We start from the raw sequence: 18,207 nt of genomic DNA, 5'->3' as shown, positions 1-18,207 counted from the left end.
TAATAAATATGCCGTACAGCGTAATGGCCATCCGGCATATTTATTGGGACTTAATTGATTATAGCAGGTTACCTTTCGGCAGGTTTTTAGCGCTAGCAGCTTTGGCCTGAGGGGATATTTTTCGGCCCTTTACGGGTTTTATATGGCTATAAATCAGGGCGACCACAAAGAACAGTGCCTGAATAATGACAATACAGGGACCCGTGGCACCATCAATATGGAAACTGATTAAGGTGCCCAGCACACAGGCCACCACTGACACCAGTGTGGCAACAATCAGCATTTGATCAAAACTACGGCAAACCATAAAGGCGATAATACCGGGGGCGATTAACATGGCGATAACCAGAATAACCCCAACCGCCTGCAATGATGCCACGATGGTCAATGCCAGCAGGCAAAGTAAGCCATAGTGCAGCAATTTGACCGGCAGCCCAATCACCCTGGCATGGTTTGGATCAAAGCAGTAGAGCATGAAATCTTTACGCTTTAATAGCACCACCAACAGAGTGAAGCCGGCAATCCACAATGTCTGTTTCAGTTCCGCTAATGAAATACCCAGCATATTGCCGAATAAAATATGGCTGAGGTGCTGGTCTGTATCCATGCGGGAAAATAGCACCAGGCCAAATGCGAACATACCGGAGAACACAATCCCCATAACGGTATCTTCTTTGACCCGGCTATTATCTTTTAAATAACCGGTGGCAATCGCGCAGAATATACCTGAGACAAAGGCACCGATAACCAGCGGAATACCGAGCCAAAAGGCCAGCACAATGCCTGGTAGCACGGCATGAGAGATAGCATCCCCCATTAATGACCAGCCTTTTAACACCAGATAACAAGACAAGACTGCACACACCACACCGGTAATAATCGCGGCCACTATCGCCCGTTGCATAAAGGGGTAGGCGAAGGGTTCGCTGACCAGACTAAACAATGTATTCATACATTATCCTCTGGCAGGTGGGGTAGTGGGTGACGGCGTTTTTGCCGCGAACGAAAACGGGTCGCCAGTAATCCGTGTTTCGGCGCGAAGAAAAAGGCTAAGAGGAAGACCAGTGTTTGTAAGGTCACAATGACCCCGCCTGTTGCGCCGTCCAGATAGAAGCTGAGATATGCACCAAAGGCACTGGTAAAGGCACCAATGGCAATCGCTATCATCAGTAAGCGGCTGAAACGGTCTGTGAGTAGGTAAGCAGTCGCCCCGGGGGTCACCACCATGGCAATAACTAAGATCGCGCCAACAGTCTGTAAAGCCGCGACAGTACAGGCACTTAACAGGGTAAAGAACAAAATTTTCAGGCGCAGGGGTGATAGTCCTATCGACATAGCGTGGCTTTCATCGAAAAACACCGCCAGCAAGTCTTTCCAGATCAGACATAGAATCACAAACGAAACCAAAATTATGATCTCTACCTGCAATACATCTTCGTCTGCTATCCCCAGAATATTACCGAAAATGATCGACTGGACATTGACCGAGGTAGGGTTGAGCGAAACAATTAATAAACCAACAGCAAAAAAGGTCGAGAAGATGAAACCAATGATGGCATCTTCACGCAGACGAGTGATATGGCGCACTAATGTCATCGCCAATGCGGCGAGCATGCCGGTAAAGAATGCACCAGCGGCATAAGGCAGCCCAAGAGCATAAGCGCCAGCAACCCCCGGAACGACGGAGTGCGATAGCGCATCCCCCATCAGCGACCAACCTTTCAGCATCAGATATGCCGATAAGAATGCGCAGACGGCACCAACAATCGCACTGACCCAGATAGCCTTGACCATGTAATTGTAGTTAAACGGTTGCAGTAACAGTTCCAGCATCAGGGGTTATTCTCCTTTGACTGACTCTGTGCCGGCGGGTCATTCTTGGTGTGACCATAAAATACCGCAGGACGTTCATCATCGGTAATGACCGTGACGGTGCGTGGGTCATTATCATCGTGCAGTGCCGTACCGGAGAGATTGATATGGCGCAGAACACCACCAAAAGTCATTTCGAGATTCTTTTGGGTAAAGGTGGTTTCGGTCGGCCCGGCGGCTAGCACGGTTTGGTTAATCAGAATCACGTGGTCACAAAATTCTGGCACGCTACCGAGGTTATGCGTGGAAACCAGAATCAGATGACCTTCATCGCGCAGTGCCCGCAATAAATCAATAATGGCATTTTCTGTTTTGACGTCAACGCCGGTGAACGGCTCGTCCAATAACAAGACTGAGCCTTGCTGTGCCAACGCGCGGGCCAGAAACACCCGTTTCTTTTGCCCCCCCGATAGCTCACCGATCTGACGTGACCGTAATGCCGTCAAGCCGACTCTCTCAATGGCTTTATCGACAATGGTTTTATCTTCCCGGCTCGGGATGCGCAGAAAATTCATTTTGCCATAACGGCCCATCATGACCACGTCTTCCACCAACACTGGGAAATTCCAGTCGACATCTTCGGTCTGCGGCACGTAAGCGATGGTATTTTGTTTTAAGGCATGGCTGATGGGTTTATGACTCAGCTCTACTTTCCCGACACTGGGTTTAACTAACCCCATAATACTTTTAAACAGTGTCGACTTACCGCTACCATTCACACCGACCAAGGCGCAAATTGTGCCACCGGTCAGTGAGAAACTGGCGTCATAGATAGCAGTATGCCCGTTGTTATAAGTGACAGTGACATTATCCACTACCAGCTCCGGGCGGACAAAAACAGCATGGCTCATTGACCAAATCCTTTCGCGATAGTTTGTACAGTGGCGTTAATCAGATCGATATAAGTGGGGACCGGCCCCTTTTCATTCGACAGAGAATCTACATATAACACACCACCATATTGTGCACCGGTTTCTTTGCTAACTTGTTTCGCCGGTTTATCGGAAATAGTACTTTCACTGAATATCACCGGGATTTTATTTGCGCGCATGGTATCAATCACGTGGCGCACTTGTTGCGGGGAACCTTGCTCTTCCGCATTAATTGGCCACAAGTAAACTTCTTTAAAACCATAATCTTTTGCCAGATAACTGAAGGCACCTTCACTGGTCACTAGCCACCGTTGCTGTGCGGGGATGCGAGATAAACGCTCACGCAACGGGGCATCCAAGGCGGCAATTTTTTCAGCATAAGCTTTGGCATTACGATTATAGGTTTCAGCATGGGTGGGATCGTGCTCCACCAGTGCTTTACGAATATTCTCAATATAGATTAAAGCGTTTGATGGTGACATCCAGGCATGTGGATTCGGAATACCTTTATATGGCCCTTCACGGATAGGCAGGGGGGTGATGCCATCTGTAACCACAGCCGAAGGGACATCTTTAATATTTTCAAAGAAACGCTCAAACCAGCGCTCCAGGTTCATCCCATTCCAGAGAATCAAGTCTGCTGATTGTGCCTTCACGATATCTCGTGGCGTGGGCTGATAGTCGTGAATTTCTGCGCCGGGTTTGGTGATTGACTCAACAATGGCAGCATCACCGGCGACATTCTGCGCAATATCTTGAATAATTGTGAATGTAGTCACAATTTTGAATTTTTTATCAGAGTCGCTGGGTTTATTTTCTGCCAAGGCTGAGTTGCTGATCATCGAGGAGAATGCAACAAGAGCCAATAGGGTAATGGCAGGTAAAAAACGGGGTGTAATACGGCTAATTGAGTGCAGGTAGGGTATTTTTTGCTTAATAAACATGGCGATGTTCCCTTTCTTTAAATGAAAATGATTATCAATATCATTAGCGATGAAGTCAAGCCTTGCCATACAATAAACTAAAACTTACCGATAGTTACTGAATATAGCCTGATCATTATGTTGATAATGGTCAAGCTAGGCCAAAAAATCTATTTGGACGAGGTGACAACTTGTATATGCTACAAAACGGCTTATCAGCACGGGGAATACTGTGAATCCAAAAGTCGGTTGCCTAATGGCAATTTTATTGCTGGCGGGGTGTGCTAAACAAACTCCGTCACCACAAGCAAATAACGGGTGGCTGAAGAAAGCGCCACAGGGTGGTTTCCTTAACGCACCGAAAAGCAGCGGCGGTTCAAGTACAGTTGCCTATAGCGATGTAATTAAACAAGCAGCTAGCCATTACGGCGTTGATGAAACGTTGATTAAAGCCATTATTCAGGTGGAGTCTGGTTACAATCCTGATGTGGTGAGCACCTCGAATGCTGTGGGTTTGATGCAGATTAAAGCCTCTACCGCTGGTCGAGATGCCTACCGAATGAAAGGGCGCGATGGTCAACCGAGTTCAGGTGAATTAAAAGATCCGGTGAAGAATATTGATATTGGCGCGGCGTATATCAATATTTTGCAAAACCAGCAGTTAGCGGGGATAAGTGATCCGCAAACATTGCGTTATGCCACCATCGTTTCTTATGCCAATGGTGCGGGGGCGATGCTACGGACTTTTTCATCAGATAAACGTCTGGCAGTAAATAAAATAAATAGTCTTAGCCCGAACGAGTTTTATCAGCATATACAAAAGAAACATCCGGCCGCACAAGCACCACGCTATTTGTGGAAAGTAGATACCGCGTACCGGGCAATGTCAGAGTAATATTAAAACGCTAACCGATGTAGTCTTATAGGCGCCGTAACTGTTATCAGTATAAACATCGGCTAGCGTTTCCCTCTTCAATCTCACTCTTGGTTATGCAAGTGCTGGATGGTAGTTGGCAATAATGTCCAGGATGCCGTTTATAATAAATTGTACGCCCATACACACCAGCAAGAACCCCATCAAGCGTGAAATGGCTTCAATGCCGCTTTTGCCCACCCAGCGCATAATGGCCCCGGAACTGAGCAGTGAACCCCATAAAATCAATGAAACACAAAGAAAAATCAGCACTGGGGCAACCGTAACGACCCATGGGCTGAATACAGCATGGCCTTTCATTGATGCGGCAGAACTGATTATCATGGCAATAGTACCTGGCCCAGCGGTACTTGGCATCGCCAGTGGCACAAAGGCGATATTAATAGATTTTCGCTTCTTTAAATCCTGCGATTTTGCTTCTAATTGCGTATCTTCAGCTGATTGCTGCGGAAAAAGCATACGAAAACCGATAAACGCCACAATTAGCCCACCGGCAATCCGCAAACCGGGAATAGATATGCCGAAGGTATTCATCACAACCTGACCGGCATAATAAGCGATGGTCATAATAAAGAAGACATAGATTGATGCCATCTTCGATTGCTGATTGCGCTCCTCGCTGGTCATGTTGCCAGATAACCCAAGTAATAGGGCTACCGTTGTCAACGGGTTTGCCAGTGGCAGCAGTAATACCAAGCCTAAACCAATGGCTTTACATAATTCGAAAATATCTTGCATCAGTCTTACTCCGAAAATAACATCAAACGCCCCGATGAAAGTAAAGCATATCAGGCAATTAGTCGTACATTGGGTAAATATATTGCAACAGTGCATTATTCCCTACTTTGCCACTCTACGCGATACGTCAGGCAAAAGGCTATCGGGGATTAACTTGTGGCTGATGAATCACTGGTAAGTGAGCGGGTTGAGTGAATAAATGCTGCCAACGCTACGGTAACTTATATGTGATATAGATCAAATCTCTGGCGAGCAACAGTTGGTTCAATAGGGTAGATCCAGAATAATCATGTCAGCATTAATTTCTGCAAGGAATACGGTTTTGTGCATTTGTGATATCAGCGTTGAAGACGAATATACTCGTCAGCCACTATCGGCTTCTGCTGCATGGGTGTTAGATACGCAGGCCGCGCGTGCGCGTGGTCGGTTACGTTTTTTAAAACCTAAGCGTGAAGCCCGGCCGCGTTGGCGTTTAGCCCCCCTGAAAGATACTTACGAAATTCGTTTTTATCCTAACCGTATGCCAGAACTCTGGTTCTTCAGTGCGGAGAATGCGGCCAGAAAACGGCTCTAATAGTTAAATGTGGAGTAAGCTGATATGGCCTTTAACGCCGATGAACGCAATGCGCTGTTAGCCGTCAAAGGGGTCGGGCCAACGGTAGTCACCCGCCTGGAACAACTCGGTTTTACCTCCCTTGCGCAACTCAGTCAGGCGGATATGGGTGAAATTGTCACCAGTGCGGCGGCCATGGTGGGTTCTACTTGTTGGAAGAATAGCCCGCAAGCGCGCTCAGCGATTCAAGCTGCCATAGAGTTGGCTAAAACGCACACATCTGAGTGAGCCCGTTGCAGCCACCTCCCGTCTGGGCCTCTCTTCATGAGGTCAACTATCTGCATTCACTCACAGCGCTTATTGCTTCTGCTGGGGCTTCTCTGAATATGGCAGCAGTAAGTCATCCAGTATTTGCATTCTTTCTGCTACCGGAAGATATAACCAACGCGTAAACCAAGGTGTTTTGGCGGTGCATTGCTGGTGTGTTTGTTGGAAGTAGCGTTCGAGATCCGACAGATCGTCTGTAATCTTTTGCATTATATTTCTCCCCCTCGTTGACCGGTGAACAAATCATAGGCAACAAAATACGGAAGAAAAACGGATGGAAAGTATTATTTTGTTCCGTATTTATCATTGTCAGGGTAAAAGCTAAATAGTGAGAGATGCACGGTAGGGGGGCGGTTGCGCGTTTTTGGCGCGAGAAATGGTGGATAGCGACCAAATAAAACGCCCCGATTGCATGAACAATCGGGGCGGCGTTCCAGTAACCATTGCTACACGGAAACGGAAATTGATTATGAGCACATCCTGTAGAAATAGCAATACACCCAGCGCTACTCAAAAGCAATAGATCATAATGTAAATCATTGTTGGTGGTGATAAACACCTTTACACAACCAATGTCAGCCGTCTCTGTAGGTTTTTTGTTCCCAATTCGTTTCTTTGCCAATACCGTAATGCAGCCAACGTTAAATTAGGGGGTGAGTCCCCCTTGTTGCATTCGTTGTTCAATCCAGCGGCGAGCCTGAACAATTTCCGCCACCGGTTCCTCTGCTTTCTCCGTCCACATTTCAATCAGGAATGCGCCGCGATAATTGAGTTGATTAAGTGTCTTAAAAACATTGACGAAATCCACGCATCCTTCACCAAAAGGCACATCACGAAATTGCCCTGGTGACTGGTCAGTGACTGGATAAGTATCTTTCAGATGAATGGCTGCAATACGGTCAATTCCTATCGATAACTCATTACTGACATCATTACCCCAGGCACTCAGGTTGCCGACATCAGGATAAACCGTGAACCACGGTGAAGCGAGGCAGTTATCCCAGACCTTCCATTTACTGATCGAATTGATAAACGGCGTGTCCATTATTTCGACCGCCAACATAACCTGCGCGGCGGCTGCCTGTTGTACTGCCCATTGCAGCCCTTCGGTAAAGCGCTTTAGAGTGCCAGCATCCTGCTCTTCGTAATAGACATCATAGCCCGCCAACTGAATGGTGCGGATACCCACGTCTTTCGCCAATTGAATCGCTTGTTGCATCAAAAGGTAGGCCTGCTTTCTCAACTCGTCATCATGGCTGCCAAAAGGGAAGCGGCGATGAGCCGACAAGCACATGGAAGGGATTGCAATCCCGGTTTCTAACATGGCATCAACCAGAGATAAACGCTGTGCTTTGCTCCAACTGAGCCGCGCTAACCTTTCATCTGTTTCATCGATAGACATTTCAACAAAATCAAAACCACATGCTTTGGCTAAGGCTAAACGCTCAGGCCAGCTCAAGTGTTTAGGCAATGCTTTTTCATAAATACCTAATGGATGTTGGCGCATATTATTTCCCCCAAATAGCGTCAATGGCATGGTGGAACGCGGTGGCGGTGGCTACGGGATGTTCGGCTTCAGACAGTGCACGGCCGACAATAAAGGCACGTACCGCAATGGTGTGGAAGAGGGGTAAATCAGCAGGAGTGATACCGCCGGTAACCGACAGTTCGATTCCTAAGTCGGACAGTGTCTGCATCCTCTCTAGATCAGCCTGACTCCAGCTTTGTCCGCTGGCTTGAGCATCGTGGCCACGATGATAAATGGCTTGAGTTAACCCTAAGTCACGCCAGTTTTTAGCGTCATTTAGCGTCCAGTGGCCAAACAGTTCTATCTGGATATCGCCATCATGTTGCTTTGCCACCTCCAATGCGGCTGCCATGGTGGCGAGAGGGGCTGCGCAAATCACCGTCATCCAGTTTGCGCCGGCAGAAAATGCTTGCTGCGCCAGTGTGGCGCCCGCGTCAGCCACTTTAAGATCAGCGACCAGCGTATGTTGTGGATACCGTTGACGTAGAGTTTTGACCGCCTGAATACCTTCACTGATACACAGGATGGTACCGGCCTCGATGATATCGACATGGCGGTGCAGCAACGCGGTGGTCGCCAGTGCGGCATCAAGCCGGGTATGGTCCAGTGCGAGTTGTAATTGCGGCCTGAGGTGCTGAGTTGTCATAGTATCAATGTCCTAAATAGAGTCGGTGCCGCAACCTTGCCTGAGCAATAGAAGCTCATTGCAAAGTGCCAAGAGCAGCAACCAGTGCCTGATAGCGGAGATATTTCTCCTGATATGCTTGTCGGGCGTGCTGATCGGGTTGCAGAGTATGCAGTTGCGGGGTTAAGGCCTGCTGAGCATCACTGAAATCGACAAAGCGCCCCGTGCCAACCATTGCCGCCAGTGATGCGCCCAGGCAACCCGTCTCCTCAACTTGCGGCAGCTCTACCGGTAACCCGCTGATGTCGGCAAACATCCGCATCCATTGCAGTGATTGAGCCGGTCCGCCGGTAATCCGTAGTGCGCTGACGGCCGAAAAGCGTTTCAGCATTCGGTTGAGGTGGGTCATATGGCTGAATACCACCCCTTCGTAGATGGCTTGCACCAGATGTTGGCGCTGGTGGAAAGATTGCATGCCATAAAATCCGGCACACATTCCTAATCCAGCGTTGGAGCCATATAAAAACGGCACAAACAGTAGCTGGCTACCTGCTTTGGGTAACTGTGCTACCCATTGATTAAGCTGTTGGTAGTCTGTTTTCCCGCCCTCAGCACCAAACCATTGGTGGGTAAACCATTCCAGATTGGCCGCAGAGGTCGGGCTGGCTTCATGCACGATGTATTTACCTGCTTCGGCATAACGGCCATAAACAAAGGGATATTCAACATCAGCTTTAAGCTGGTCGGTGATTCCCGAGGTCACCGACCAGGTCCCCATCACTGCATTTAATCGGCTTTCATCCTTCAGGCCAGCACAGAGGGCGGTAGAGACCACATCAAACAAACCGCCGACAACGGGGAGGCCAACCGGCAGACCGGTGGCATTGGCGGCAGCCTGAGTGATGGTGCCGACAATTTGTGCCGAACCCACAATCGGTGGCAGGGCTGCCATAACTTCAGGGATACCTAACAGTTGTGCCAGTGCGGGTTGATAGCCACCTTCGGCCATCGGATAGAGATTAGATTCTGAGATATTGGTCTCTTCGCAACCTAATTGGTCGGTCAGGCAGTAACGCAAATAGTCGTGGGCCATCAGAATGCTGCCAATCTGCTCATAACGGCTGGGTTGATGTTCTTTCAACCAGCGCAGCAAGGATACCGGGTGCCCGGTCCACAATGTTTGGCGGGTGATTGGATAGAGCATTTGTGGGATGCCATCTCGTTGCCACTGTTTAACCAATGACAGCGCCCGTTGGTCAGAGGATAATATGGCATTGCCTAATGGCTCACCTTTTTTATCAAGTAAAAACAGTCCCTTACCTTGAGCAGAAATGCCCACGCCCTGAATACTGCTGGGGGGAATCGTGTGGCGGGCTAACAGTTGGCGAATCACCGCACTCATTGCCTGCCATAGCACAGTCATATCGCGCTCAGCCCATCCCGGCTGGGGGCTGATAATGGCTAAATTTTGCCGCGCGATCCCGCATTCGTTACCGTCTCGGTCATACAGACCCGCTTTAATAAAGGTGCCGCCACAATCGATACCCAACCAATATTCCATTTCAGCCTCCGGTCAGCTTTTTTGTCTATTTTGGGCAGCAACAGTGCCAATAAGGAGGCGACAGCTAGTGATATAAATATCAAGTATATTTATATAAAAAGACGCCTTTCCTATTTATTATTAATGTTTAAATTTAAAGATGATTAATTTTTCATCCGAGATTATTCCGCTGGATATTTATTTAAACTCTCGAGGTTAATCCATTGGCTAAATATTTTAAGGACTCACTGCTCTTAATTCTCCTTCAAGATAAAAATAAGTATCCTGCTGAATTTTATTGATTTTAATTACATTTCTAAGATTTTTTTCCAAACCTGGTCATTAATGGGAATACCATCGCGCTGATTTTCCGCTTTAACGCGTGGGAATTTATGCCCTGGTAGACGAATAGCGACATCAGGGTTATCGCGCTCAGCTTGAGTGACATAATCACAAATGCGTTTTAATTTTTCATCGCGAGTTTTGCCATCAATCAGACGGTCGATTTCAATGGCAATAAACACTTGTGAGATACAGAATTCATCTGATTTGTCTTGCGTGACTTCGGCAACGGATAAACCGCCAGAGAGCAGGGTGGCAATCATATCCAGCACAATGGATAAACCAGAACCTTTCCAATAACCCATTGGCAGGATGCGCCGGTTTTTCTCAACAATGGCCGGATCCCGCGTGAGATTGCCGTCATTATCGAAACCACCATCCACGGGCAATGTATTGCCCGTCAATCGGTTAACTTCCAGCATGCCATAAGAGAACATCGACATAGACATATCGACCATAGTGATGGTTTCACCGGGAACGGCAATGATCAGAGGATTGGTGCCGATACGGCACTCTTTGGCTCCCCACGGCGGCATTACAGCAATTGAGTTTGTCCAGCAGATGCCAATATAACCTTGTTCTGCCGCTTGCCAGCCGTAGGCACCACCGCGCATCCAATGGTTAGCATTGCGCAAGGCCACCACCCCAATACCATGCTGATCCGCTAATACCATGGCACGATCCATCATTTGTTTGGCGGTTAAATTGCCAATAGCCTGATGAGCATCCCATTGCTCGATAGCCCCGAGTGCTAATGCCTTCGTTGGAATAGCATCAGGCACGATATCACCGGCTTCCAATTGTTGAATAAAACGTGGGAATCGATTTACGCCGTGGGAATAAACACCGTATTCAGTGGATTGCGCAAACATCTCGGCACAAGCATCAGCGGTAACTTCACTCACTTTTCGCGCCAATAGTACCCGTTTAAACTCTGCCTTTAACTGCTGGTAACTGACTCTCATTGCGAGCTCCCCTGAATAATTTAAAAATTGAAGTGTATTTTTTTGATGCGCTAAATTTCAATATGCAAAATCACATTTCAAATTAATGCTATACCTCCACAGAAGTGAAGTCAAAGCAGCGCCGTAGTTAAATATTTTTTAAAAACAATCAGTTATATTGTTTTTAGTCAAAATGTGATCACCACCTCGTTTTGTTGATTATTTAGGCAGTGTGGCGCACAGACACGACGTGGTCGTACGCAGGATAATCCTGTTTTATTATGGGGTTACGAGGGTTAATGCCGGATGAATCCGGCATGGATAGGGGGCTGGGTTATGGGTTTTTCTCAGCCATAAGTATTCACTCTGATGCGATACAGTGAAGTACCGGCAGTGATATAAAGTTCATCACCGTTCGGTCCGCCAAAAGTGCAATTTGATACCCGCTCAGGAACTGAAATCTTACCCAGTAATGTTGCTTGTGGGGTAAAAACCAGCACACCATCCGCACAACTGCAAAATAGATTGCCCGCATGATCGACACAGAATCCATCAGGGAAGCCCGGTGATATTTCTGCAAAAACACGGCCATCACCCAGTTGTAACCCAATTACGGGGTAAACCCGCAACTGCCGCCGGCCGAGGGTGGGGAAATCGACAATTGACATATCCGCCACATACAGCAGTTGTTCATCTGGCGAAAAAGCCAGCCCGTTTGGTCGCTGTAAGTCACAAGCGGCGATACGTAGTGAGCTATCTTTAGGATCGAAACAGTACAAGTAGCAGCCAATAACCTGACTTTCTGATTTATAGCCCTCGTCGTCGCCGGTAATGCCATAAGGCGGATCGGTAAACCATAAGGTACCGTCTGATTTCACTACAATGTCGTTGGGCGAGTTAAAACGCTTGCCGTCGATACGATCAACTAATAGCGTGATATTGCCTTGTATATCAGTCTGGCTGATACCGCGTCGGCCATGCTCACAACTGACAATCGAGCCATTAGCCATACGGGCATTACCATTAGCAAAGTTGGACGGTGACCGGTAGAGGCTGAGTTCGCCGTCGCGACACCAGCGAAACATCCGGTTCCCTTTTACATCACTGAATACCACCGCATTTTCTTGTGGTAACCAGACCGGCCCTTCCGCCCAGATAGCTGGGGAGCATAAACATTCCAGTGGGCTATCGGCGGCCAACACCGCCGATAATTCACCAATACCTGTCTCAGCCAGCGTTAATGTGGTCATGGTTGCTGCCTCCGACGGCGTATTTACGCCTGACTTATTTCACGCCCCAAATAGCTTTATAGTGACCCTGATAATCGTTCTGTGGGTCAAACATCTGTTTATCACCCCCGTCGCTGCTTATATTGTCGCGGGTAACCAAATGAGCAGGAGTCACGTAGCCAGAGGGAGGCTGTTTGGCGAATGCACGGTTAAATTCATCCAGTAGTTGCCAGCCATGCAGCTTCAACGGCTCCGGCACCGTAGCTGACTGGCTGTCGCCAGAGCGGATGCGTTGATAGGCAGAAATAGAGCCATCCCCCGCCGAAATATTGTAAGGCGCGTTCTTGCCACCTTTACCAGCCGTTTTCAGGGCAGGGGCCATAAAATCAAAGTAGAGGTCGTTAATTGCTAAAGCGTATTGGAAGTTATCACCGTATTTTTGTAACAGGCTGAAAGTCATTGCTGGCATACGGTTGGCGGTATCTGCCAACGGGGTATCAATAAATTCAATCACCTGGCATCCGGTGCATTTCTCAATGGTTTGTTTCATCACATTGGCTTTGTCCAACGCGATTTGATACAGCGAATCAGTGAAAATCAGTACCTTGGCCTGACCTTCTGATTTTGCTACGGCATACAGTGCAGCAATACGGGCTACATCATTGGAGTCGGAGGTAACATTATAAAAAATATTGTAATTCTTCACCGGACCCGGCTCTGGGACGGCATGCCAGGCGGTCAGCACAATACCTTGTGCAATGGCTTTTTTGAGTGGTATTTTCGCGACATTGGGATTCCAACCACCGATAACAATACCGTCAGGTTTTTGTGCAATCGCCTGATTTAATGATGATAACTGATCTTTAACCGAGCCTCCGCCATCAAGTGTTTCCAGCTTCCAGCCAGCGGCTTTGGCCGCTTGTGATAAGCCTTCTTGTACTCCTTGCACGCCGCCGTTTTTCATATCAGAAGCAATAAAAATAATATGCTTATTGGGTTGCAGTGCTGGGCCACTGGTGGGGCCATCCCATTCAGTCACCGTTGATGTGGCCTTACTGACTGCGGCCTTGGCTTCATCAAGATAGCTGTCAGCCCAGCCGGGTAATGCTGTGGTAAATAGCGTGGTAAAAACTAAGCCCTGTAGTATCAAATTGCGTTTCATATTCTGTTCCTTGGTGAGGTTAAGAATTTGTAGCTTTTTTAGTGTTGCCCGGCGTTTGGCTGGGCTTGACGGCTTTTTGATTCAATAATCTGCGCCGTTGGGCATAACCGGCTAAGGTGATGGAAAGCAGCAATGTGGCACCGTTAAACAAGGGTTCAACCCAGAACTCGCCACCGAATTGCTGAATACCTGCAATACCAATTGCCAGAATCGCAATCCCTACTACCGTTCCCCATACATTGACCCGGCCTGGGCGGATGGTGGTACTGCCGAGGAAGGCACCGACCAGTGCTGGTAACAGATAGTCCATACCGACACTGGCCTGGCCAACCCCTTGCTCCGAGGCGATGAGCACACCACTGAATCCGGTCAACACGCTGGAGGTGATAAATGCACCGACAGTAAAACGGTTGACCGAAATCCCGTTAAGCCGGGCGGCCGCGGGATTCCCACCTACGGCATACATACAGCGGCCAAGCGGGGTATGTTCGGTAATGAGCCACAGCACCACGGCAATAATCAATACATAGAACGCAACAATAGGAATGCCGAATATCTCGGTATGGTGCAGTGCAATAAAAGCATCAGGAAGATCACCGACTATCTGACGACCACCTGAGTGCCATAACGCGATGGCGTAAAGCACGGTGCCGGAGCCTAAGGTCGCCACAAAGCTATCAATGTCGGCTAATGCTACCAATATGCCGTTTAATAGCCCGTAAAGTGCCGAAATTATCAATACGGTTATGACGGCAGCCTGCCAAGAAAAACCGTATTGCACTTGCAGGGTTATCGCCAGAATGTGCCAGAGCACAATACCGAAACCGACGTTTAAATCGATCTTGCCGACAATCATCGGAATAGTGGCGGCCAGTGCCAGCAAAGCAATTTTTGATTTACTGGACAAAATGGCCTGCAAAGTGAGCATGGAAGCAAACGACGGGGTGGTCAGTGAGAACACCAGCACCAATAAAATACACAATAATAGTAAGCCGTAGCGCGTCATGGCCTGCATGGACCAGGCACCGAAACCGTGTTCACTCAGGCTGACTCGTTGTTCAAGCGCTGTCGATTTTATGGATGTTTTAGACATAACACTCTCCGAAACCTGAGCACCACAATGACACCGCGAGGGGCGATGTAACCATTAGCACAGGTCGCTGTTTTAAACGGATGTAACTTCCCCGGTGCTGGCAGACGCCAACTCCAATAAATTAGCGAACGAGACCTGCTGGTTACGCAGTTCACCAACCACTTCGCCACGGTTAAACACCAATGCCCGATTACAGATATGTGCGATCTCCTCTAAATCATTGGAAATCACCAAAACCGCCACACCTTCTGCTAATGATTTGTTTAATAAGTGATAAATTTCAGCACGCGCGCCAACATCCACGCCAGCAGTTGGATCTTCAAGGATCAGTAATGGCGCGCCCAGGTGCATCCAGCGTGCCATGACCACTTTTTGTTGGTTACCGCCGGAAAGGGCACTGATATCAATATTTACGTCTTTAGGTCGGACATCGAATAACTGCACTTTCCACCAACTTTCCCCCATTTCGCTGCGGGTGCTATAACGGGAAAGTAATTTGTGACCGCTGGCAATTGGGTTAATGAATAGGTTTTCGCGCACCGACATCGACATCACCAGACTTTCACCGGTGCGGTCACCGGCCACCAGGGAAACACCTGCTGCCATAGCTTGCTGCGGTGAGGCGGCGGTATAGGGGCGGTCGCGGAAAATAATTTCACCCTGATCACAATGGCGTAAACCAAATAGCAGGCGGCCTAACTCTTCTTGGCCCGCTCCTCTTAGCCCCGCTAGTGCCAGCATTTCGCCTGGTTGTAGGCTGAAAGTAACCGGGCCAATCTCACCTACCACCACCGCGTTAAGCTGTAATACAGGTTTACTGGCTTCAGGTAACGGTTCACGCTGGGAGTCGCCCATGGCTTCACCAACAATCATTTGCACCAGATCACGCAATGAGTAATCGGCGGTATTCCCACCCGCAACATAGCGTCCATCCCGCATCACACACACCCGGTCGGCAATTTCAATCACTTCATCCAAACGATGAGTGACATAAATCATGCCAACATGTTTATCCCTCAGGCGGTTAATCACTTCAAATAAATGGCGGACATCGTTGGCGGGTAGAGAGGCGGTCGGCTCATCCAACACCAATAGTTCGGCATTAACCGCAACGGCGCGGGCAATGGCCAATAATGACTTTTCAGTGCGCGACAGTTCAAACACGCGCGCATCAGGTGAGAGGTCAATGCCGATATCCTGTAAAGCCCGACTGGCTTGCAGGCGAATAGCTGACCAATTAATCAGACCGAATCGACGCGGAAACCCCACCACCAACGCCATATTTTCGGCAACGGTCATCCAGTCAATTAGCCCTAAATCCTGATGGATAAAAGCAATAGGCTGACGAGTATCACTTTTAATTTCTGCGGCAGAACGTATGTTATTTCCCTGGAACAGAATATCGCCACTGTCCCGTGGGTAGACGCCCGCCAATACTTTGATTAGAGTGGATTTTCCTGCGCCGTTTTCGCCGAGCAATGCCAGTACTTCGCCTGGCATAACATCAAGACTGACATCGTTGACCGCAATATTGCCGCCAAATCCTTTGATGATATGGCGCATCGAGAGAATGGGTTGGCCCAATTCAGTGGTATTCATCAGTGTGACGCCCCTTATCCGGTGAATGTCTTGAGTGAAAGCATTCGCGATTTAGTGGTTATCGAGCATAAACTAGACTTTATATTTCAACATGCGAAATCTGATTTCAAAAATAATATGCTGATATCTTCGCTAAAGCAAAAGAAGTGATGAATTAAGTTGCTATAAAAAACAAGTACTTATTTATTTGTTTGTGGAAATGTGACGAACTACGCACTTCTTATGTTGGATAAATGTTGCGAGATACAGCGCCAGGGATGATAACGAAACACTGTTTCGTGCTTCACACAGACTGCGGCTTTGGAGTACCATTTCATGCTAAACAACAAGGATATCGTCTATGGCCCTTATACTCACAGATGACAAGAAAGATAAGCCGTTAGGCAGCCAAAGTCTGTTCCGCGGGCTGCAACTGATTGAGATATTAAGTAATTACCCTAATGGCTGCCCATTGGCGCATCTATCTGAATTGGCCGGGATGAACAAAAGTACCGTTCATCGGTTATTGCAAGGGCTACATACCTGTGGCTATGTCACTCAGGCGCCTTCTCCAGGCAGTTATCGGCTGACAACCAAGTTCATCTCAATTGGCCAAAAAGCACTGTCATCACTGAATATTATCCATGTCGCGGCCCCACATTTAGAACAACTCAATCTTGAGCTTGGTGAGACAGTCAATTTTTCAACCCGCGAAGATGACCACGTTATCCTGATTTATAAGTTAGAACCTACCACTGGCATGATGCGCACCCGCGCTTATATCGGGCAGCATATGCCACTGTACTGCTCGGCGATGGGTAAGATATTTATGGCGTACGGTAAAAGTGACTATCCAGATGATTATTGGCAGAGCCATCAGCATGAGATTCAGCCGCTGACGCACAATACCATCACCGAATTACCCAAAATGTACCAGGAGCTGGCAGATATTCGTCAAGCGGGGCTGGCGATGGACCGTGAAGAGAATGAGCTAGGTGTATCTTGTGTGGCGGCTCCTGTTTTTGATATTCAGCAACGGGTACCGTACTCCGTTTCAGTTTCCCTGCCCACAGCCAAACTGCAACAGGTGGGGGTAAAAACCCTAATTAAACCTATTCTGGCTACGGCCCAGCGAATTTCGCAGGAATTGGGGTTTGTGACACCGTAACATATAATTTGTCTGTATGGGGGATTCCAGTGGTCGGGATACCTCATATCAGTTGTTTGTCTTTAGCTATTATCGAAATTCCTAATTCTAAAACAGACACATTTTTTATCAGCAGAACGCGTTTTAGCCATTGGGAGCACGGTATGGTTGGCCCATTTATTAACAGTGCAGGCATTATCCTGGGGGGGATAGTTGGCGTATTACTAGCGCGTCATGTCCCTAAGCGTTTACAGGAAGGGTTACCGGCTACGTTTGCGCTAGCTTCTATCTCCATCGGTATTGTGATGGTGGTAAAAGTACATTTTATGCCAGCGGTTATTTTGGCGTTGATTATCGGGACAGCCGTGGGGGAGTTATTATCCCTTGAGCAGGGGGTAAAATGGGGGGCAAATAAAACCCGTATAATGTTGGAACGAGTTATTCCATCACGCAGTACATTGCCGCCGCAGGAGTTTGCGCAGAGTTTCACCGCGATGATTGTGCTGTTTTGTGCTAGTGGACTGGGAGTTGTCGGTTCGTTGACTGAAGGCATTACTGGTGATTTTCAACTGCTATTTGTAGCAACCTGCGTTTGAAATCCGCCAAACCTGCATTTATTGCGTTTTTCGGCTCACACTAACTGCAACTATCGGTGGATATAAACCCACAATATCTGCAAATGAACCTGCATTTTATGGGGCTGACCTGCATTCCATCTTCATGGACCCACAATAACTGCAACTCTAAAATTTTAAACGCCAGATGCACTCGAAGGTAATCATTCGCTATGAGATGGTCAA

The 18,207-nt window shown here is 48.0% G+C and carries 18 protein-coding genes and 1 pseudogene; 5 read left to right on the top strand and 14 right to left on the bottom strand.

Going from position 1 to position 18,207, the window contains the following annotated elements; genetic code table 11:
• Positions 1–58 precede the first annotated feature (58 nt).
• Genes yfeD through yfeA form a run of 4 tightly spaced genes read right to left on the bottom strand, consistent with a single transcriptional unit; the run spans position 59 to position 3,688 of the window.
• Positions 59–952 carry an iron/manganese ABC transporter permease subunit YfeD gene (yfeD, locus tag ACWJJO_RS12235; RefSeq protein WP_083158678.1) on the bottom strand — a complete coding sequence of 298 codons (894 nt, stop codon included), beginning with the start codon at positions 950–952 and terminating at the stop codon, positions 59–61.
• Positions 949–1,833 (bottom strand): iron/manganese ABC transporter permease subunit YfeC, encoded by an 885-nt coding sequence (gene yfeC, locus ACWJJO_RS12230; protein ID WP_083158679.1) that lies wholly within the window; start codon positions 1,831–1,833, stop codon positions 949–951. Before yfeC ends, yfeD begins: the two co-directional genes overlap by 4 nt.
• Positions 1,833–2,723: an iron/manganese ABC transporter ATP-binding protein YfeB gene (yfeB, locus tag ACWJJO_RS12225; protein WP_083158680.1), complete on the bottom strand. Its 891-nt coding sequence runs from the start codon at positions 2,721–2,723 to the stop codon at positions 1,833–1,835. Before yfeB ends, yfeC begins: the two co-directional genes overlap by 1 nt.
• Positions 2,720–3,688, bottom strand: a complete 969-nt coding sequence (gene yfeA / locus ACWJJO_RS12220; protein ID WP_083158681.1) for an iron/manganese ABC transporter substrate-binding protein YfeA — start codon at positions 3,686–3,688, stop codon at positions 2,720–2,722. Before yfeA ends, yfeB begins: the two co-directional genes overlap by 4 nt.
• A 211-nt stretch (positions 3,689–3,899) precedes the next feature.
• On the opposite strand from yfeA, the gene ACWJJO_RS12215 reads away from it, so the two are divergent.
• On the top strand, positions 3,900–4,562 hold the full coding sequence (locus ACWJJO_RS12215) for a transglycosylase SLT domain-containing protein (protein WP_083158682.1): 663 nt from the start codon (positions 3,900–3,902) through the stop codon (positions 4,560–4,562).
• 93 nt (positions 4,563–4,655) lie between these two features.
• Here the strand turns inward: ACWJJO_RS12215 and ACWJJO_RS12210 are convergent, their stop codons facing one another.
• On the bottom strand, positions 4,656–5,339 hold the full coding sequence (locus tag ACWJJO_RS12210; RefSeq protein ID WP_083158683.1) for a MarC family NAAT transporter: 684 nt from the start codon (positions 5,337–5,339) through the stop codon (positions 4,656–4,658).
• A 322-nt stretch (positions 5,340–5,661) separates the two neighbouring features.
• On the opposite strand from ACWJJO_RS12210, the gene ACWJJO_RS12205 reads away from it, so the two are divergent.
• Positions 5,662–5,913, top strand: a complete 252-nt coding sequence (locus tag ACWJJO_RS12205; RefSeq protein WP_193784813.1) for a hypothetical protein — start codon at positions 5,662–5,664, stop codon at positions 5,911–5,913.
• A 24-nt stretch (positions 5,914–5,937) separates the two neighbouring features.
• Complete coding sequence (locus ACWJJO_RS12200; RefSeq protein ID WP_083158685.1) at positions 5,938–6,180, top strand: Pathogenicity locus; 243 nt, start codon at positions 5,938–5,940, stop codon at positions 6,178–6,180.
• Positions 6,181–6,249: 69 nt separating this feature from the next.
• On the opposite strand, the gene ACWJJO_RS12195 is transcribed toward ACWJJO_RS12200, so the two are convergent.
• The 9 genes from ACWJJO_RS12195 to ACWJJO_RS12155 all read right to left on the bottom strand — a co-directional run bounded on the left by ACWJJO_RS12195 (position 6,250) and on the right by ACWJJO_RS12155 (position 16,281).
• Complete coding sequence (locus tag ACWJJO_RS12195; RefSeq protein ID WP_083163601.1) at positions 6,250–6,429, bottom strand: hypothetical protein; 180 nt, start codon at positions 6,427–6,429, stop codon at positions 6,250–6,252.
• Positions 6,430–6,865: 436 nt separating this feature from the next.
• Positions 6,866–7,726, bottom strand: a complete 861-nt coding sequence (locus tag ACWJJO_RS12190) for an L-ribulose-5-phosphate 3-epimerase (protein WP_083158686.1) — start codon at positions 7,724–7,726, stop codon at positions 6,866–6,868.
• A 1-nt stretch (position 7,727) separates the two neighbouring features.
• Positions 7,728–8,393, bottom strand: a complete 666-nt coding sequence (gene ulaD, locus ACWJJO_RS12185) for a 3-keto-L-gulonate-6-phosphate decarboxylase UlaD (RefSeq protein WP_481091065.1) — start codon at positions 8,391–8,393, stop codon at positions 7,728–7,730.
• 55 nt (positions 8,394–8,448) lie between these two features.
• Entirely contained in the window at positions 8,449–9,933 is a 1,485-nt protein-coding gene (locus ACWJJO_RS12180; RefSeq protein ID WP_481091064.1) for an FGGY-family carbohydrate kinase, read from the bottom strand.
• A gap of 287 nt (positions 9,934–10,220) precedes the next feature.
• Positions 10,221–11,219 (bottom strand): 3-dehydro-L-gulonate 2-dehydrogenase, encoded by a 999-nt coding sequence (yiaK, locus tag ACWJJO_RS12175; protein ID WP_481091063.1) that lies wholly within the window; start codon positions 11,217–11,219, stop codon positions 10,221–10,223.
• A gap of 326 nt (positions 11,220–11,545) precedes the next feature.
• Positions 11,546–12,448: an SMP-30/gluconolactonase/LRE family protein gene (locus tag ACWJJO_RS12170; RefSeq protein ID WP_227746531.1), complete on the bottom strand. Its 903-nt coding sequence runs from the start codon at positions 12,446–12,448 to the stop codon at positions 11,546–11,548.
• A 34-nt stretch (positions 12,449–12,482) separates the two neighbouring features.
• Positions 12,483–13,589 (bottom strand): ABC transporter substrate-binding protein, encoded by a 1,107-nt coding sequence (locus ACWJJO_RS12165; RefSeq protein WP_083158690.1) that lies wholly within the window; start codon positions 13,587–13,589, stop codon positions 12,483–12,485.
• Between the two features lie 19 nt (positions 13,590–13,608).
• Entirely contained in the window at positions 13,609–14,682 is a 1,074-nt protein-coding gene (locus ACWJJO_RS12160; protein ID WP_372559151.1) for an ABC transporter permease, read from the bottom strand.
• A gap of 72 nt (positions 14,683–14,754) precedes the next feature.
• Positions 14,755–16,281, bottom strand: coding sequence for a sugar ABC transporter ATP-binding protein (locus ACWJJO_RS12155; protein ID WP_481091062.1), 1,527 nt, complete (start codon positions 16,279–16,281; stop codon positions 14,755–14,757).
• A gap of 340 nt (positions 16,282–16,621) precedes the next feature.
• Here ACWJJO_RS12155 and ACWJJO_RS12150 point away from each other — a divergent pair, with 340 nt between their 5' ends.
• Together ACWJJO_RS12150 and ACWJJO_RS12145 are read left to right on the top strand one after the other, a co-directional pair.
• On the top strand, positions 16,622–17,428 hold the full coding sequence (locus tag ACWJJO_RS12150) for an IclR family transcriptional regulator (protein ID WP_102970400.1): 807 nt from the start codon (positions 16,622–16,624) through the stop codon (positions 17,426–17,428).
• Positions 17,429–17,571: 143 nt separating this feature from the next.
• Positions 17,572–17,988, top strand: a pseudogene (locus ACWJJO_RS12145) (DUF554 family protein); the annotation flags it as partial.
• Positions 17,989–18,207 lie beyond the last annotated feature (219 nt).

The sequence above is a fragment of the Yersinia antarctica genome (genome assembly GCF_056636475.1).
This window is presented reverse-complemented; position numbering and strand designations above follow the sequence as displayed.